The sequence below is a fragment of the Corynebacterium sp. CCUG 61414 genome (assembly GCF_024453945.1).
Classification (GTDB): domain Bacteria; phylum Actinomycetota; class Actinomycetes; order Mycobacteriales; family Mycobacteriaceae; genus Corynebacterium; species Corynebacterium pseudogenitalium.
Genome location: NZ_JAGPYU010000019.1, coordinates 1 through 17,057, shown reverse-complemented (window position 1 = coordinate 17,057; position 17,057 = coordinate 1). Strand labels below are relative to the sequence as shown.

The 17,057-nt window shown below is 65.7% G+C and carries 16 protein-coding genes; 14 read left to right on the top strand and 2 right to left on the bottom strand.

The window, feature by feature from the left end; all coding sequences use genetic code 11:
* Nucleotides 1-7: 7 nt before the first annotated feature.
* From KBX14_RS10395 to KBX14_RS10350, 10 genes are read left to right on the top strand one after another with little or no spacing between them, the layout of a single operon-like run.
* On the top strand, nucleotides 8-1,129 hold the full coding sequence (locus KBX14_RS10395) for a MalY/PatB family protein (RefSeq protein WP_256042502.1): 1,122 nt from the start codon (nucleotides 8-10) through the stop codon (nucleotides 1,127-1,129).
* Between the two features lie 6 nt (nucleotides 1,130-1,135).
* Complete coding sequence (treS, locus tag KBX14_RS10390) at nucleotides 1,136-2,845, top strand: maltose alpha-D-glucosyltransferase (protein ID WP_256042501.1); 1,710 nt, start codon at nucleotides 1,136-1,138, stop codon at nucleotides 2,843-2,845.
* 10 nt (nucleotides 2,846-2,855) lie between these two features.
* Entirely contained in the window at nucleotides 2,856-3,986 is a 1,131-nt protein-coding gene (locus KBX14_RS10385) for a phosphotransferase (RefSeq protein ID WP_256042500.1), read from the top strand.
* A gap of 58 nt (nucleotides 3,987-4,044) precedes the next feature.
* Entirely contained in the window at nucleotides 4,045-5,409 is a 1,365-nt protein-coding gene (brnQ, locus tag KBX14_RS10380) for a branched-chain amino acid transport system II carrier protein (RefSeq protein WP_256042499.1), read from the top strand.
* 9 nt (nucleotides 5,410-5,418) lie between these two features.
* Entirely contained in the window at nucleotides 5,419-6,405 is a 987-nt protein-coding gene (locus KBX14_RS10375; RefSeq protein ID WP_256007971.1) for an LLM class flavin-dependent oxidoreductase, read from the top strand.
* Nucleotides 6,406-6,416: 11 nt separating this feature from the next.
* Nucleotides 6,417-7,862 carry an ABC transporter substrate-binding protein gene (locus KBX14_RS10370; protein ID WP_256042498.1) on the top strand — a complete coding sequence of 482 codons (1,446 nt, stop codon included), beginning with the start codon at nucleotides 6,417-6,419 and terminating at the stop codon, nucleotides 7,860-7,862.
* Nucleotides 7,859-8,767 carry an ABC transporter permease gene (locus tag KBX14_RS10365; RefSeq protein WP_256042497.1) on the top strand — a complete coding sequence of 303 codons (909 nt, stop codon included), beginning with the start codon at nucleotides 7,859-7,861 and terminating at the stop codon, nucleotides 8,765-8,767. The genes KBX14_RS10370 and KBX14_RS10365 overlap by 4 nt, the downstream gene beginning before the upstream one ends.
* Nucleotides 8,764-9,549 (top strand): ABC transporter permease, encoded by a 786-nt coding sequence (locus KBX14_RS10360; RefSeq protein WP_256042496.1) that lies wholly within the window; start codon nucleotides 8,764-8,766, stop codon nucleotides 9,547-9,549. The genes KBX14_RS10365 and KBX14_RS10360 overlap by 4 nt, the downstream gene beginning before the upstream one ends.
* On the top strand, nucleotides 9,533-10,858 hold the full coding sequence (locus KBX14_RS10355) for an ABC transporter ATP-binding protein (RefSeq protein ID WP_256042495.1): 1,326 nt from the start codon (nucleotides 9,533-9,535) through the stop codon (nucleotides 10,856-10,858). The genes KBX14_RS10360 and KBX14_RS10355 overlap by 17 nt, the downstream gene beginning before the upstream one ends.
* A gap of 18 nt (nucleotides 10,859-10,876) precedes the next feature.
* Nucleotides 10,877-11,785 (top strand): ribokinase, encoded by a 909-nt coding sequence (locus KBX14_RS10350; protein ID WP_256042494.1) that lies wholly within the window; start codon nucleotides 10,877-10,879, stop codon nucleotides 11,783-11,785.
* On the opposite strand, the gene KBX14_RS10345 is transcribed toward KBX14_RS10350, so the two are convergent.
* Nucleotides 11,765-12,979, bottom strand: coding sequence for an alpha/beta fold hydrolase (locus KBX14_RS10345; RefSeq protein ID WP_256042493.1), 1,215 nt, complete (start codon nucleotides 12,977-12,979; stop codon nucleotides 11,765-11,767). The genes KBX14_RS10350 and KBX14_RS10345 overlap by 21 nt on opposite strands.
* 36 nt (nucleotides 12,980-13,015) lie before the next feature.
* Between KBX14_RS10345 and KBX14_RS10340 the strand changes: the two genes are divergently transcribed.
* The 3 genes from KBX14_RS10340 to KBX14_RS10330 are packed head-to-tail and all read left to right on the top strand — an operon-like array spanning nucleotide 13,016 to nucleotide 16,310.
* Nucleotides 13,016-13,675 carry a hypothetical protein gene (locus KBX14_RS10340; protein ID WP_256042492.1) on the top strand — a complete coding sequence of 220 codons (660 nt, stop codon included), beginning with the start codon at nucleotides 13,016-13,018 and terminating at the stop codon, nucleotides 13,673-13,675.
* Nucleotides 13,659-14,432, top strand: coding sequence for a CPBP family intramembrane glutamic endopeptidase (locus KBX14_RS10335; protein WP_256042491.1), 774 nt, complete (start codon nucleotides 13,659-13,661; stop codon nucleotides 14,430-14,432). Before KBX14_RS10340 ends, KBX14_RS10335 begins: the two co-directional genes overlap by 17 nt.
* A 27-nt stretch (nucleotides 14,433-14,459) precedes the next feature.
* A complete protein-coding gene (locus tag KBX14_RS10330; protein WP_256042490.1) occupies nucleotides 14,460-16,310 on the top strand; it encodes a BCCT family transporter in 1,851 nt (616 codons plus the stop codon).
* Nucleotides 16,311-16,471: 161 nt separating this feature from the next.
* Here the strand turns inward: KBX14_RS10330 and KBX14_RS10325 are convergent, their stop codons facing one another.
* Entirely contained in the window at nucleotides 16,472-16,807 is a 336-nt protein-coding gene (locus KBX14_RS10325; protein ID WP_256042489.1) for a hypothetical protein, read from the bottom strand.
* 37 nt (nucleotides 16,808-16,844) lie between these two features.
* Between KBX14_RS10325 and KBX14_RS10320 the strand changes: the two genes are divergently transcribed.
* On the top strand, nucleotides 16,845-17,057 hold a 213-nt coding region (locus KBX14_RS10320; protein ID WP_256042488.1), incomplete at its 3' end, for a hypothetical protein.

Below are 17,057 nucleotides of genomic sequence, written 5' to 3'. Positions count from 1 at the left end.
TTGGGACATGAAGTTCCCAGACCTTTCCACACTCCGAGACCGCCGAACCCGCAAATGGACCGTGCACGACGAGCACGTGCTGCCACTGTTTATCGCCGAAAGCGACTTCCCCACCGCCCCGCCTGTGAAGGCGGCGGTGCTCGACGCCGTTGAGCGCGAATGCCTCGGCTACACGCCCGCCCCACGCGCCCAGTGTCTGGCGGAGAACGTTTCCGAGTTTTACGCGCAGCGCTACGGCTGGCGCCCGGACCCGGCGCGGATTGTTACCGTCCCTGACGTAGTGCGCGGTGTGCTGCTCGCGATCGAGCACTTCACCGAAGGCGATGTCATCGTGCCCGTACCTGCGTACTTCCCCTTCCTCGAGATCGCTGCGACCGCAGGGCGCAAGCGCGTGGACGTCGGCAGCGAAGGCGGCCTGGACCTGGCAGAGGTTGAGGAGGCGTTCCGCGCTGGGGCCGGCTCCATTATCGTGACCAACCCGATGAACCCGTGGGGCTACATCTTCAGCCGCGAGGAGCTCGACGCGATCTGCGACATCGCGCGCCGCTACGGTGGCCGGGTCATCGTCGACGAGATCCACGCCCCGATCGTCTACGAGGGCCGCCACGTGTGCGCCGCGCAGCACAACCCAGACGTGTGCATCACGATCACGGCGACGTCGAAAGCCTGGAACGTCGCAGGCCTCAAGTGCGCGCAGATGCTCTTCTCCAACGACGAAGACGTGGCCACTTGGAACGCGCTGTCCGACATCACCAAGGAGGGCACGGGCACGCTGGGCATCGTGGCGGCCGAAGCATGTTACGGGCAGGGCACCGAGTACTTGGACCAGCAGGTCGAGCAGCTGCGCGCCAACCGCGACTGGCTCGTCGAGGAGCTACCGAAGCAGATCCCGGGCATCACCTTCCCAATCCCGGAGGCGACCTACCTGCTGCTCGTGGACTTTTCCGGCACGAAGCTCACTACCGAAACCCCAGCCGCCTGGCTGTTGGAACACGCAGGTGTGGCACTCAACGAGGGCGCAAGCTTCGGGCCCGGTGGTAAGCACAAGGCCCGCCTAAACTTCGCTACCTCGCCCGAAATCCTGCAAGAAGCCGTCCGGCGCATGGCTGAGGCAATCAAGCTACTGTGAGGAGGCATGGACGAAAACACGAAACTCCCTACCCCGCAGGCCACTGACTTCGCCACGCCGACCCCGGCCGCTGAGCCGTGGGAGCGCCCTGACCCGGAGTGGTACAAGGACGCGGTGTTCTACGAGGTGCTGGTCCGCGCCTTCTTCGACCCGAATGGCACGGGCTCCGGCACGCTGCAGGGCCTCGAGTCCAAGCTGGACTACCTGCAGTGGCTCGGCGTCGACTGCCTCTGGATCCCGCCGTTTTACGACTCCCCGCTGAGGGACGGCGGCTACGACATCAGGGACTTCCGGAAGGTGCTGCCGGAGTTCGGCACGGTGGAGGACTTCGTCTCCCTTATCGACGCCGCCCACCGCCGGGGCATCCGCATCATCACCGACTTTCCGATCAACCACACCTCCGACCAGCACCCCTGGTTCCAGGAGTCCCGCCGCGACCCGTCCGGCCCCTACGGGGACTACTACGTGTGGACGGATGACCCGGAGAAGTATGCCGGGACCCGCATCATCTTCATTGACACCGAGGAGTCCAACTGGACGTTCGACCCGGTGCGCAAGCAGTACTTCTGGCACCGCTTCTTCTCCCATCAGCCTGACCTGAACTACGACAACCCGGCGGTCCAGGAAGAGATTTTGGACGTCATCCGCTTCTGGCTGGACCTGGGGATGGACGGTATCCGCCTCGACGCCATCCCGTACCTCTTCGAGCGCGAGGGCACCTCCTCGGAGAACCTGCCGGAGACGCATGAGTTCATTAAGAAGGTCCGCGCGTTGTTCGACGAGGAGTACCCGGGCCGCTTCCTGCTCGCGGAGGCGAACCAGCTCCCGGAGGAGGTCGTCGCCTACTTCGGTGAAGGCGAGGGTGACGAGTGCCAGATGGCGTTCCACTTCCCGGTCATGCCGCGCATTTTCATGGGGATTCGCCAGGAGCTGGCGCAGCCGATCGTCGATATCCTGCGCGAGACGCCGCCGATTCCGGAGTCCGCGCAGTGGGGCATGTTCCTGCGCAACCACGACGAGCTCACGCTGGAGATGGTGACGGACCAGGAGCGCGAGTTCATGTACCAGAACTACGCGTTCGAGCCGCGGATGCGCGCCAACGTGGGCATCCGCAGGCGCCTTGCCCCGCTGCTGGGTGGGCACCGCGGGCGCCTGCAGCTGGCGCACGCGCTGCTGCTGTCCCTGCCCGGTTCGCCGTTTTTGTACTACGGCGACGAGATCGGGATGGGCGACAACATCTGGCTGCCTGACCGCGACGGTGTGCGCACCCCGATGCAGTGGTCGAACGACCGCAACGGTGGCTTTTCCAAGGCGGATCCGGAGCGGCTCTACCTGCCGCCGGTGCGCAACGACCAGTACGGCTACGACATTGTCAACGTGGAATCCCAGATGAAGCTGGAGAACTCGCTGCTGCAGTGGGTGCGCCAGATGATCATGATCCGCAAGCAGTACCGCGCGTTCGGCCGAGGCTCCTACATCGAGGTGGATCACGCAAACCCGCAGGTGTTAGCGTTTATCCGCGAGTATGAGGGCGAGCGAATCCTGTGCGTGCACAACATGTCTTCGCGCCCGCAGGCCGTCGAGATGGACCTGTCGCACTACAACGGCGTGGTGCCCCGTGAGCTGACCGGCGGTGAGGAGTTCCCGGCCATCGGTGAGCTGCCGTGGCTGAGCACACTCGCGCCTCATGGCTTCTTCTGGTTCGATATCTCCTAACATTGGTCACATGATTGATATTGCTGCGCAGCGCTTCTACGGCGCGAAGTCCGAGCCAGTCGACGCCATCGACGTCGTCGCCGCGGAAGATGTCACCTCCCCAACCACCGGTGAGCGCTTCACCTGGCAGATTCTCGCGGTGCACCACGGCGGCACAGTCGACCACTACCAAGTGTTTGTCGACGCCACCGGCACCCACGACGTCCTGCACACCCCCGAAGGCGCCGAGGCCTACCTGGCCAACGTCGCAACGTTTGGCGCGGTGGAGGGCACCATCGACTCCGCAGGCGCGCGCCCGCTCGGGGCCGAGCAATCGAATACCTCGCTGGTGGTCGGCGAGCACATCGTGAAGGTATTCCGCCGCCTCGAGGACGGGCTGAACCCGGACGTGGAGCTGCTGAGCCAGATCGCGGACTGCCCCGCGGTCGCCGCGGTGCGCGGCTACGCTACCCGCGACGGCCAGACCCTTGCGATGCAGCAGGACTGCATCGTGGGCGGCACCGACGGCTTCGTGCTCGCCACAGGCGGCACGCTCGACACCAGCGACACCAAGGCGCTCGGCACGGCGATCCGCCAGGTGCACACCGCGCTCGCCGAGGCCTTCCCCACCGAGACCGCCAGCCCGTCGTCCCTGCGCACACGGCTCACGCACCACTTGGACTCCTACATCCAGCGCGCGCCGGTGCTCGAGCAGTACCGCGAGCGCATCCTGAAGCTCTACTCGCTTCTCGACGCCAGCTCCGCCGCCACCGCCACGACACCCCTGACCACGCAGCGCGTCCACGGCGACCTCCACCTTGGACAGACGCTGAAGACGGATTCCCAGTGGTTCCTCATCGACTTCGAGGGCGAGCCAGCCCGTCCGCTGCAGGAGCGCCGTCTGCCGGATCACCCGCTGCGGGACGTAGCTGGGATGATCCGCTCCTACGGGTACGCCGCGGCTGTGGGCGGGTTTGACGCTGCCTGGGAGCGGGAGCACGTCGAAAAGCTGTTGGAGGGTTACGGCACTGCCCCCGCGAGCGAGGACCCGGTTCTTGCAGCGTACGTGGTGGATAAGGCTGCGTACGAGGTGGTGTACGAGGCGAACAACCGCCCTGATTGGGTGGAGATTCCGTTGAAGGCGATCGAAACACTCGTATAAACGTCTCACAGAATGGAAAAGATTTCCCATTTTTCGCTGTGTGTTGTACTGTGTGGCAATGGACCACACACAGAACGCTCACACGGGCACGAAACAGGGGAACTCCACCCAGGCGGTCATCGTCACCGCACTGGCGCTGTTTTCCATGTTCTTCGGTGCCGGCAACCTGATTTTCCCACCAATCCTGGCCGTCCAGGCAGGCGATAACTTCTGGCCTGCCATCCTCGGCTTCCTCAGCACCGGTGCTCTGCTGCCGGTGCTGGCAGTCATCGCGATTGCGCTGTCCGGTGCGAACGTGCGCGACCTTGCGCAGCGCGCCGGCAGCGTCTTCGGCGTCGTATTCCCGGTGCTCGCCTACCTGTCCATTGGTGCGTTCTACGCGCTGCCACGTACCGGCGCGGTATCAATGGAGACCGCGATCACCCCGTTGTTCAACGTCTCTGGGCTCTTCGCCTCGGGCGTCTTCAACGTTATCTTCTTCGGCATCGCCCTGGCACTGAGCTGGAACCCGAACACAATTATGGAAAAGCTGGGCAAGTTCCTCACCCCGGCATTGGTCATCCTGTTGGTCGTGATGATTTCGGTTTCCCTGACGCGCTGGAGCGCAGAACCATCCACTCCTTCCGAGCACTACCAGTCCGGCCCGTACCCAACCGGCCTGCTGGAGGGCTACCTGACGATGGACTCCATCGCCGCACTGGCGTTCTCCATTGTTGTGATTTCCACGCTGCGTTCGAAGGGCTTCCCTGAGGGCAAGAAGCTGGTCAACGGCACCATCGCAGCTGGCGTCGGTGCGGGCGCGCTGCTGGCACTCATCTACGTCGGGCTGGGCATGATCGGTCGCGTGATGCCGGACTCCGACCAGTTCAATAACGGCGCAGGCCTGCTGGCTGAAGCCTCCAACCTGACGATGGGCCAGGCTGGCCAGGTCATCTTCTCACTGATCGTGCTGCTGGCCTGCCTGACCACCGCAGTCGGCCTGATCACCGCGACCGCAGAGTACTTCTCCACCGAGTTTGGCGGCGCCTACCGCACGTGGGCGGTCATCTTCACCATCGCCTCGATGGTCATCGCGACCCAGGGCCTGGACTTCGTGATGACGATTGCCGCACCGGTCATCGGCTTCCTGTACCCGCCGGCCATTGCCCTGATCTTCGTCACCCTGGTCGAGCCAGCGTTCAAGCGCCGCCTGACCTTCCGCTGGGCGTTCTTCCTGCCAATCTGGGTTGCTGTGGTCTGGTCCGCAATCGAGACCTTCATTTCCCTGGACTGGGGCGCCGACGCCTTGCGTCCGCTGGTGACGTGGGCTCCGCTCGACTCCGCGGGCCTCGGCTGGGTCCTGCCGGTGGTCGTCGCGTTCGTCATTGGCCTGGTCGTGGACCTGGCCCGCCCGAAGCAACACGCGGAGGCCGTCAACGCGTAGTGTGGGGCCATGTCTACCCCACTCTCACTGATTGATTTTTGTACCAGATACTCCGGCGAGTCCGTCGCCGACGCAATGCAGCGCTCCGTTGCATTCGCGCAGAAGGCGGAATCGCTGGAGTATTCGCGTATTTGGTACTCCGAACACCACAACATGCACAGCATTGTCTCCTCGGTGCCCGCGGTGCTCATTGCCCACATCGGGGCGAAAACCGAGCGCATTCGGCTCGGCGCGGGTGGCGTGATGCTGCCGAACCACTCGCCGTACGTGGTTGCGGAGCAGTTCGGGATGCTCGAGGAGCTCTACCCGAACCGTATTGATCTCGGGCTTGGCCGCGCCCCGGGCACCGACCAGCAAACGCTCGGCCGGGCGCTGCGGCGCGACCCGCGGGCGGCCGAGCACTTCCCGGAAGACGTGCTCGAGCTACAGGCGTGGTTGAGCGACAACTCCCCGCTGGCCGGGGTGACCGCCGTGCCGGGCGCAGGCACCAACGTGCCGCTGTACATCCTCGGCTCCTCTATGTTCGGGGCGTCGCTCGCAGCGAAGCTCGGTCTGCCGTACTCGTTTGCCTCCCACTTCGCGCCCAACATGCTGGAGCAGGCCACGGCGTATTACAAGGAGAACTACGAGCCGTCCGAGCGCTACCCGGAGCCCTACTGCATCGCGGCCGTAAACGTCACCGCCGCGGACACCGCCGAGGACGCCGAGCGCCAGACCCACCTGGTGCACCGCAACCGGGTGCGCGCCATGATCGGCCGCCGCGGCACCATGCTCAACGATGAACAGCTCGACGAGGTCGTGCGCTCCCCACAGGGCCAGCAGATCATCGGCATGCTGCGCTACACCGCGGCCGGTACCGGTGATCAGGTCCGCGACTACCTCACCGACTTCGCCGCCACCGCGCACGCGGACGAGTTGATGATTTCGCTGCAGGCCCCAACGCATGAAGAGGCGCTGCGTTCGATGGAAATTCTCGCAGGAGTCTGGGACCGCTAGACTCTACACTCATGCATTTCAGCACCCTGTCGCGCGGGCTGATGGCGTCCGCGCTCGGCGCCACGCTCGGACTGAGCCTCGCTTCGTGTGGTCCCGCGACGCCCAGGGAGGATGTGGTCGTCGCAACGCAAGGGCCCCCTGCGGGCCTCGACTTCACCTCCATCGGTGGTGCCGCGGCACCCCAGGCGCTGATGGGCAACATCTATGAGACGCTCGTGCGTATCGACGCCAATGGCGAACCGCAGCCGTGGTTGGCGACCTCGTGGCGTGTAAGCGACGACGGCACCGTCTACACCTTCGACCTGCGCGACGGCGTGACCTTTTCCGACGGCTCCCCCTTCGACGCCAGCGACGCCGTCTTCTCCATCAACTATGTGAAGGACTCCTGGGTCAACGGCATCAAGGAGAACATGGACTCGGTCGCATCCGCCCGCGCGGTAGACCCGCGCACGCTCGAGGTAACGCTGAAGGCACCGAGCGAGCAGTGGCTGTGGTCCATGGGCACGATGACGGGCGCGATGATGACGCCCGACTCCGTGGGAAGGCTCGCTCGAAACCCGTTGGGCACCGGGCCGTACACGCTGCGCTCGTTTGAGCCCGGCCACTCGATTGCCTTCGACCCGCGGCCCGATTACTGGGGCACAAAGCCGCAAAGCGGGGCCATGATCCGCTACTTCGGCGACGCCATCGCTGCGGTGAACGCGCTGCGCGTCGGCGATGTGGACGTCGTGTGGGCGATGCAGGCGCCGCAGCTCCTCGACGCCCTGCCAGACGACATCACCACCGCCGTCGGTACCACCAACGGCGAGGTGATCTTCAGCATGAACAACAAGGCTGCACCCTTCGACGACGTCACCGTGCGGCGCGCCGCCGCCTACGCCATCGACCGTGATGCGCTCAACGCGGTGGTCTACAACGGGCTTGCCACCGACACCGGCGGCGCCCCCGTCCCGCCTACCGACCCGTGGTTTACCGGCACCAACTATTACCCCTTCGACCCGGACAAGGCACGCGAATTGCTCGCCGGGCGCACCCCTGAGGTCACCATCGAGGTGCCCAGCCTGCCGTACGCGCAGACCGCCAGTGAGCTCATCTACTCCCAGCTTCGTAGCGTCGGCTTCCGCGTCACGCTGCACACCGTGGAGTTCCCGGCGGTGTGGCTGAACAAGGTGCACAAGCAGCACGACTATCAGGCGTCGATTATTTCGCACGTGGAGCCGCGCGACATGGTGCACATGTTTGGCAACCCGGACTACTACTTCGGCTACGACTCCGCGCACGCCCGCGAGCTCATGGCGCAGGGCGACCTGCGGGCCGCGGTGGACACCATCATGGCGGATGCCGGGGCGCTCACCCTGGTCAACGCGCCGAACATCGTACTCTACGCGCCGGGCGTGCACGGGCTTGACCCGAATGTGGTCACCGATTCCCTGCCACTGAACGAGGTGCGCCGATGAAACACGTTGCATCAACGCTGCTGCGGCTGCTCGCGCTGCTCGCCGCGGCCAGCGTGGTGATTTTCCTGCTGCTGCGCGCCATCCCGGGCGACCCGGCGCGCATCGCGCTTGGGCTCAACGCCTCGGATGAAGCGGTGGCGGAGCTGTCGCACACGTTGGGGACGGACCGCCCGCTGGTGGCCCAGTACGTGGGCTGGATCGCGGCGATGCTGCGCGGTGACTTCGGGGTGTCGCTGGCAAGCGGCGCGGACCTGGGCCCGGTGATCTGGCAGCGCGCGGGGGTCTCGCTGGTGTTGGCGGTGGCTGCGATGGTGTTGTCGCTGGCCATCGCGCTTCCTGTCGGGATCTGGCTGGCGCGGCGAAACAGTGCGGTGCTGTCCGGGCTGACACAGTTGGGCATGGCGGTGCCGAGCTTCGTTGTCGGCATTGTGGCCGTGGCGGTGTTCTCGGTGCGTTTGGGCTGGTTGCCTGCCAACGGGTGGGGCACGGCTGCGCACGCGGTGTTGCCGGTGCTGTCGCTGACCGCCGTGCAGACGGCGATCCTGGCGAGGTATATCCGCACCGCGGTTTCCGAGGAGCTCGAGCGCGACTACGTGCGCACCGCGCGCTCTACCGGCGCGAGCATGACGCAGGTGGTGCGCGAGCACGTGCTTCGCAACGCCGCGCTGCCGGTGCTCACGGTGGTGGGGATCCAGCTGTCCGCGCTGGTGGTCAGCGCCGTGGTTGTGGAGCAAGTCTTCGCCATCCCCGGCCTGGGCTCCTTCCTGCTGGACTCGGTGCGCAACCGCGACATCACGGCGGTGCAGTCGACGATGATGCTGCTGGTGGCGTTCACACTTCTGGTTAACGCGCTTGTGGACATCGCCTACGGAGTCGTTGACCCGCGTGTCAGGAGGGCGAAGTGAACCCGAAACGAGTAGCTGGGTGGGCGACGCTGGGGGCGATCCTGTTCGTGGCGGTGCTCTCCCTGGTGTGGACGCCGTACGACCCACTGCAGGCCATGCCCGCCGACCGCCTCGCCGCGCCGAGCGCCACGCACCTGCTCGGCACTGACGAGCTGGGCCGCGACCTCCTCTCGCGCATCATGATGGGCGCGCGCTACACCGTTGCTGCGAGCGCGGGCGCCGCGGCGCTCTCCCTGTTCGTGGGGGTGCCGCTCGGGGTGCTCGCGGGCATGCGCCGCTCCTGGACGGAGCGCACCGTCATGGGTGGCAGCGACGTGCTCATGGCATTTCCGGCGCTCCTGCTCGCCATCGCGTTGACCGCTGCGTTCGGCGCCAGCATGTGGATCGTGGTGCTCGCCCTTGGCATCGCGGGTATCCCCGGGTTCGTTCGGGTCTCGCGGGTGGCCACGCTTCGCGTGATGTCCCAGGACTACATCCTGGCCGCGCGCCTGAACAAGGTGCCTGGGATTATGGTGGCGTGGCGCCACGTGCTGCCGAACATCCTGCCGGTGGTCATCACCCAGATCGCGGTGGCATTTTCCATGGCGGTGCTGGCCGAGTCGGGCCTATCCTTCCTCGGCTTCGGCGTGCAGGCACCCTACGCATCCTGGGGCCGGATGCTGCAGGCCAGCCAGCCCTACCTGGCCACCGCCCCGCACCTTGCGCTGTGGCCGGCGCTGGCCATCGCGCTGACGATTCTCGCGTGCAACGTAGCAGGAGGCCACCGTGATCGACGTTTCTAACCTCCGCATCGAGGGCCTGCTGCACGGCATCAGCTTCACGCTCGAGCGCGGCCAGCGCCTCGGCATCATCGGCGAGTCCGGCTCCGGCAAGTCACTCACGGCACTGTCCATCATGGGGCTCACGGACCTCCCCGCCGAAGGCTCCATCACCGTCGACGGCGTCGAAATGGTCGGCACCTCCGAGCGGACCCGCCGCCGCGTGCGCGGTTCCCGCGTCGCGATGGTCTTCCAAGAACCCATGACGGCACTCGACCCGCTCAAGAAGATCGGCAAGGTCGTACCGCGGCACCTGCTGCAGGAAGTCGGCGTCGACCGCCCCGAGGCCTACCCGCACGAGCTCTCCGGCGGGCAGCGCCAACGCGTGCTCATCGCTCTCGCCCTCGCCGGCGACCCCGACTTCTTACTTTGCGACGAGCCCACCACCGCCCTCGACGTCACCGTCCAACGCCAGATCCTGGACCTCATCGACACCGTGGTCCGCCGCCGCGACATGGGGCTGCTGTTCATCTCCCACGACATGCCCGTAGTCAGGCACATGACGCACGATGTCCTGGTGTTTCGCGCTGGGTCGATCGAGCCAGCGGACAGTGCCTACTCGCGCAAACTGCTCAACCCGACGCTGCCCACGCTCGCGACTGCGTCGCGCGAGGTTGGCGGGCCCGTGGTCACCCTTCGTGATGTCTCCGTCACCCGCGGCACCACCAAAGCACTACGCAACGTGAACCTGGAGGTCCGCCGGGGCGAGCGCATCGGCATTGTGGGCGGTTCTGGTTCCGGCAAGACCACCCTCCTGCACGTCATCGCGGGCTTGCGCGGCGTCGACTCCGGGGAGGTCCGGATCAACGGCGACTGCCAGATGGTGTTCCAGGACCCCTACTCTTCCCTGGACCCGCGGATGCGGGTCGGGGCGTCGGTGGAGGAGGCGGGCGTCGATACGCGGCGGGCCCGCGAGGTGCTTGCCGCGGTGGGCCTCGAGGGCACCGAGCGACGCTTGCCCCGCGAGTTCTCCGGCGGGCAGCGCCAGCGCATCTCTATTGCCCGCGCGACCGCCGCCACCCCCGATATCCTGCTTGCGGACGAGCCCGTCTCCGCCCTCGACGCCACCCTGCGTAACCAGGTGCTCACCCTGCTCGACGAGCTCGCCTCCACCCTCGTGTTCGTCTCCCACGACCTCGGCGTGGTGCGCGCGCTGTGCCCGCGCACGATCGTGATGCACGAGGGCGAAATCGTGGAGGAGGGCCGCACGCAGGACGTCCTGCGTAATCCGCAGCACGAATACACGCGGCGCCTCATCGACAGCATGTTTTAGGCGCTACTGTGGGTGGGTATGAAGATCGTAGTAGTTGGTTCCATTAACGCAGACCTCACCGTCAACGTTGCCCGCCACCCTAACCCGGGCGAAACCCTACTGGGCGAAGGCGGCGGGCTCACCGCCGGAGGCAAGGGCGCCAACCAGGCGTGCGCCGCCGCAAAGCTCGGTGCGGAGGTGGCGCTTGTCGGCGCAGTGGGCAAAGATTCGAACGCGGCCCCGGCGCTCGCGCTCCTGGAGGTCGCAGGTGTGGACCTCACCCACGTCGAGCAGAAAGAGAAGGTCACCGGACTGGCCGTCATCACCGTGGCCGCCGACGGCGAGAACACCGTCCTGGTCGTGCCCGGCGCGAACGCCGAGGTGGACGCGAACCACGTTGAGCGCCACGTCGCCGCCATCGAGGACGCCTCGCTCGTGTTGCTGCAGGGCGAGATCCCCGCGGACGGCTTTGCCAAGGCGGTCGAGCTGGCGCAGGCCCACGGTGCGCGCGTCGTCATCAATCTGGCACCAGTCGTGGAGGTGGATCGGGAGGCGTTGCTCGCCGCCGACCCGCTGCTCGCCAACGAGCACGAGGCCGGCCTCATCCTCGAGCAGCTCGGCGTCTCCCCGCAGGAGACCCCGGAGCAGCTCGCCCAGCAGCTTCTCGACGCCGGCTTCGCCTCCGTCGTGCTCACCCTCGGCGCGGCCGGGGCGCTCATCGCCGACGCGGAGGGCTTGCGCCCGGTGGATACGCCGCGTGTGGAGGCCGTCGACACCGTCGGCGCTGGCGACGCGTTCGCCGGCGCGCTGTGCCACCGACTCGTCGAGGGCGACACGCTGGATGAGGCCGCGAAGGTCGCGGCGAAGGTCGGCGCAATCGCGGTGACCAAGCCGGGTGCCCAGCCCTCCTACCCGAGCTCCGCCGAGCTAGACGCCTACGATTTCTAGCAACTTACCCAGCACGGCCTCGCCGTGTTTACGCAGACCGTCGTGCTGCATGTGGTCGTTTTCCCACACGTTGATGCCGAGCGCCTCAGCGGTCTCCAGGGAGAACTGGCGCGGCACGTACATATCCTGCGTATAGACGGCCGCCGCGGTCCGAATCCCGTGGTCGGCTGCGTTAAATCCTGCAGCCCCGGCGTAGAGGTTGGGCCAGTCGTCCTTGGCCGCCAGCTCGTGCGCCGCCTGCTTGAAGGGGCGCAGTGCCGGGTCCTCGTCGAATTGGAACGGGAAGACGTGCTCACCGGTGAGCAGCCCTTCGTCGGCGCCGAAGCCGGGAGTGCGCTCGGCGACGCGCTGCGCCGACCACGCGGTCGCGCCCGGCACGGTACCGCCGTAGATGGATTCGTGGATCACCCCGTAGAGCGGGCCGGACTCGTAGCTGACCAGCGCGCCGATCTGTGCAAGCACGTCCGTGCGCATCGCACCGTTCGGGTGGAAGGGGGCCTCGAGCAGCGTCGCGATCGTGCCTGCGCCGCCCTCCTGCCCCAACAGCGTGCCGATGGTCCGGAAGCGCCGCGCGCTCAGTCGCTCCCCGGTGGGCAGGAACTCCTCGCGCTGCCCGAGGTGCTCGCACACCTCCGCGATGCGCTCCTGCGCCCACGGCACTGCGTTGAAGAGCTCCTCGTGGCGGGCCCGCACGGTGGCGAACGTCGCCTCGTACACCTCGTCCACGCCCCTGCTGATCGAGGGCAACCCGCCCGTAAACAGCGCCGCACGCAGCGACTCCGGGTAGCGCAGCATGTAGTGCACCAGGCAGAACCCGCCGAAGGACTGGCCCAGCGCGTCCCACTTCGCCAGCCCCAGCGTGCGGCGCAGCGCTTCCGCGTCGTCCACGATGGCGTCGGCGCGCAGGCGGGTGAAGTCGATGGTGGCGTCGCCAAGCATGGCGCGATCGATGCGGGAGGAGCGGCCCGTGCCGCGCTGATCCAGCAGCACCACCTGGTAGCCGCGCTTCGTGGCGTACTCGATCCACTCGAAGCGCTCGCGCGGGCTCGGGAAGCCTGGTCCGCCCTGGAGGAAGAGCAGCGCCGGCGCGTCCTTCGCGGTCGTGGCGCTGCGCACGATGCGCGCGAACAGCTGCATGCCTTCGCGCTCGAAGGGGACATCAACGCAGTGGAGAAAGGAAGCAAACAGAGACATGGCCCTCATGCTATACCCCCACTAGCATTGGGAGCCGTGACGCAACCACTGTTTTTTCATTCCCAGCACAATCCGGCCCACGGAGGTATCCCAGTTGTCGCCCCGTGGTTCGCACAGACCCTCGGCGAGCAGATGCACGGCTGGGCGACCAGCCTCGAGTGGCAACACGACGGCGACACGATGCGCGTGAGCCACGACAACTTCCACCTCGTCTTCCACACCCAGCTTGACGACGCCCGCTCGCGCTTCGAGCTGACCATCACCAACGGCGCGACCACCCCGCGGCCCGTCCAGATCGCGCTGCACCCCTACTGGGCCTGCGACGCGGCAACAGCGGCGCTCTCGGGTGTCCAAGGCTCCCGCTTCCTCGACAAAACCGACGGCGAGTTGAAGACGGTGGAGGGCCCGCTGCGCTTCGGCGAGGAGACCGACGCCGTGATTGCCGGGGCCACCAGCGCCGTCCTCCGCGACACCACACGCGAACTCACTTTTACCTGTACCGGCACCGACCACCTCGTGGTGTGGAACCCTGGCCCCGACGTCTGCCGCGAGGCCGACGACCTCGGCGACGACGACTGGGCCCACTTCGTCTGCGTGGAACCCGCTCTACTCGGCGAAGACCGCCGTGGCGTGACCCTGCTACCTGGCGCTTCCGCCAGTATCGCGCTGGAGGTCGCCGTTGCAGCCCTCCCCTGACTACCACCTCCTCGCCGCTGACCGACCATGGTGGCGCGGGCTCGTGGAGGCGCTGCTGCTCGTCGCGTTCTTCCTCGCGTTCACCCTTGCAGCCGTCGCGTTTCTGGACGTAACCGGCGACATGGACTCCCAGCTGGCCATCGTGCTCAGCCTCGCGCTGACACTACCGGCGGCGTTTCTCGCAGCTCGAGCGGCCGGGCGCGATCCGGCGGTGCTCGTCAGCGTGGCGGGCCGCGTACGCTGGCCAATCGTGTTTCGCAGCAGCCTCGTCATGCTGGTGCTGTTCGGTCTGACCACGCCGTGGGAGGACATCGACTTCACGCCAATCCTGCTGATGTACGTGCTCATCACGCCGTTTCAGGCGGCGTCGGAAGAGTTCGTGTTCCGCGGCGCTATCCCCCAGATCGTCGGCACGTGGGTGCGCTCGCCGTGGGTGGCGTACGCGGTCCCGGTCATCCCCTTCGTGGCGTTGCACGAGTACAACTGGATCGGACTTACCGACATCCTCGTGTTCACCATCTGCGTCTCCGTCCTTGTCTGGTACACCGGCGGACTCGAAGCCGCAGTGGTGATGCACGCGTTTAATAATATCTCTGTTTTCTTCATCGAACCCGACGCCAGCCCCACCGACATTGGGTGGGTTGACCTGGCGTTTTCCTCCACGTTCACCATCGGCACAACGTTGCTCCTCCTCGCCGTGAACCGTCGAAAACGTCCGGACCCAACTAGCCATATCGTCCAGGATGCGGTTAACTAAGAGACTCACAATCTCAAGGAGAACCTCATGTCCAGCACCAATGCTGCACCCGCCTACCCCGACGACATGCACCCCGGGCTCGTCCCCGGGATCAGCGTAGAAGAACAACGCAACCGATTCGGGGTGGACAAACTCGTCTTCGGTGTCACAGCGGTGCTCATCGTCGCGTTCATCATTTGGGGCATCGCCGCCCCAGACACCGTCGGCGAAGTCGCCGGCAACGCACTGAACTGGGGCATGTACAACTTCGGCTGGCTGTTTAACATCATCATGTCCGGCTGCGTCGTCCTGATGCTCGTCATCGCGTTCTCACGCTTCGGCACCATCAAGCTCGGCAAGGACGACGAGGAACCGGAGTACTCCTTCTTCTCCTGGATCGCCATGATGTTCGCGGCAGGTATTGGCGTCGGCATCTTCTTCTTCGGCCCCTCCGAACCGCTCAACCACTACATCACCCCACCACCACTGACTGTCGACGCCGAAACCCCCGAAGCCCTACACCAAGCGATGGCGCAGTCCCACTTCCACTGGGGCGTTTCACCGTGGTCAGCCTACGCACTCGTCGGCGGTGCCCTCGCCTACTCGACGTACCGACGCGGCCGCGTCTCCCTCCTTTCCTCCATCTTCACCCCGCTGACCAAGGGCGGCGCTGCGTGGACCGGGAAGATCGTCGACATCCTCGCGATCGTCGCCACCCTCTTCGGCACCGCAGCCTCCCTCGGCATTGCCGCGCTGCAAATCACCGAAGGCGTTTCCATCGTTGGCGGCATCGAAGTATCCACCGGCGTGCTCATCGCCATCGTCATGCTGCTGTCCACCGGCTTCATGATCTCCGCCGTCTCCGGCGTGTCCAAGGGCGTGCGCATCCTCTCCAACATCAACATCACCCTGACGCTCGGCGCGATCTTCTTCGTGTTCGTCACCGGCCCGACCCTGTTCCTCACGAACCTGATCCCGTCCGGCACCATCGCGTACGTCGACAAGTACATGGATATGGCGTCCCGTTCGCTGACCTGGGGCACGGAAACCCTCGACTTCCAAGCAGCGTGGACCGCCTTCTACTGGGCATGGTGGATCGCCTGGACCCCATTCGTCGGCATGTTCATCGCCCGCATCTCCCGCGGCCGCACGCTGCGCCAGTTCGTCATCGTCACCATCGTCGTACCGACGACCGTGCTCATCCTCGCGTTCACCATCTTCGGCGGCACCGCCATCTCCTTCAACCGGGACAACATCCCAGGTTTTGACGGCACCAGCTCCACCGAAAGCGTCCTCTACGCCATGTTTGAGCAGCTACCGCTGTACAGCATCACCTCGGTGCTCCTGATCGTCATCCTGTCCATCTTCTTCATCACCTCAGCCGACTCCGCCTCCGTCGTCATGGGCACCATGTCCTCCAAGGGCGACCCCGCGCCGAAGAAACCGATCGTGCTGTTTTGGGGTGCGTGCATGATGGGCATCGCCGTCGTCATGCTCCTGACCGGCGGCGAAGACGCGCTGTCCGGCCTGCAGTCCCTGACGATCCTGTCCGCGCTGCCGTTCTCCGCCATCCTGATCTTTATCGGCGTCGCATTCCTCCGGGACCTGACCACCGACCCACTGGCGATCCGCAACACCTACGCGCGCTCCGCAATGCGCGCCGCCGTCATCAAGGGCCTCGAAGAATACGGCGACGACTTCGAACTCACCGTCAACCAAGCCGACGAAGGCAAAGGCGCCGGCGCCGACTTCGACTCCACCGCCGCCCACGTCACCGACTGGTACCAGCGCACCAACGAGGACGGCGAAAACGTCGGCTACGACTACGAAACCGGCACCTGGGCCGACGGCTACGAAGCCGAAGACTCCGATTCTGATTCTGAGTCCAAGAAGGACTAGTTGGGCGCCGCGCTCAACGGCACAGGCCGTGCCACCAGCGCAAATGACGCCATCAACGCAAATGGTAGTAACAGGATTGTAGTAATCCCGATTTTGGGACCCCCGGGGAGGATTACTACCATCCTGTTACTACCTTTTAGGCTTTACGACCGAGCCTCACCTCATCGATGCAGCATCCCAGGCAGTTTGATCATGCCCGTGTGCAGCCCGAACGCGACAGCACCACCGATCAGGACCGCCAAGAGACCAAGCACGATGCCAACGATACTGCCCGTCGAAGAAGCTGGCGCAGGTTCTACCGTCGGTTTCGCCTGAACAGTGGTTTTCGTTTCGTTGCCCGCAGCATCACGAACCTTCACGACGTCCCCCACGCGCAGCGGCCGAGACAGCCGAAGACTCCACCTCTTTTTGCTATCCGCCTGAACAGGAGTCTCGCCCTGCCCTGTCACTGACACCGTTAACGCCTGGCCTGCATGGTCAGCGTCACCGCGGAGCATTGTCGCTCCCTCAACGACAGCGTCCAAAGTCGGTGCCTTGGTTATCCGCGGGGCGGACGGCTTCGTGGTTACAGTTGTTCGCGGCGTGGCCTCAGACGTCGTAGCTGACGGTTTCGGCTTCGCCGTTGTCGGCGGGGCGGAACTTTCCACACTCGACGGAACCTGCGTGGTTGTCCGCGGGGCGGACGGCTTCGTGGTTACAGTTGTTCGCGGCGTGGCCTCAGACGTCGTAGCTGACGGTTTCGGCTTC

Bases quoted from the DNA above. Each gene is read 5' to 3' on its own strand.
- KBX14_RS10325 (WP_256042489.1), bottom strand. From the start codon at position 16,807: ATGCTCCGCGGTGACGCTGACCATGCAGGCCAGGCGTTAACGGTGTCA.
- KBX14_RS10375 (WP_256007971.1), top strand. From the start codon at position 5,419: ATGTCTACCCCACTCTCACTGATTGATTTTTGTACCAGATACTCCGGC.
- KBX14_RS10370 (WP_256042498.1), top strand. From the start codon at position 6,417: ATGCATTTCAGCACCCTGTCGCGCGGGCTGATGGCGTCCGCGCTCGGC.
- KBX14_RS10385 (WP_256042500.1), top strand. From the start codon at position 2,856: ATGATTGATATTGCTGCGCAGCGCTTCTACGGCGCGAAGTCCGAGCCA.
- KBX14_RS10365 (WP_256042497.1), top strand. From the start codon at position 7,859: ATGAAACACGTTGCATCAACGCTGCTGCGGCTGCTCGCGCTGCTCGCC.
- KBX14_RS10345 (WP_256042493.1), bottom strand. From the start codon at position 12,979: ATGTCTCTGTTTGCTTCCTTTCTCCACTGCGTTGATGTCCCCTTCGAG.
- KBX14_RS10330 (WP_256042490.1), top strand. From the start codon at position 14,460: ATGTCCAGCACCAATGCTGCACCCGCCTACCCCGACGACATGCACCCC.
- KBX14_RS10395 (WP_256042502.1), top strand. From the start codon at position 8: ATGAAGTTCCCAGACCTTTCCACACTCCGAGACCGCCGAACCCGCAAA.
- brnQ (WP_256042499.1), top strand. From the start codon at position 4,045: ATGGACCACACACAGAACGCTCACACGGGCACGAAACAGGGGAACTCC.
- KBX14_RS10350 (WP_256042494.1), top strand. From the start codon at position 10,877: ATGAAGATCGTAGTAGTTGGTTCCATTAACGCAGACCTCACCGTCAAC.
- treS (WP_256042501.1), top strand. From the start codon at position 1,136: ATGGACGAAAACACGAAACTCCCTACCCCGCAGGCCACTGACTTCGCC.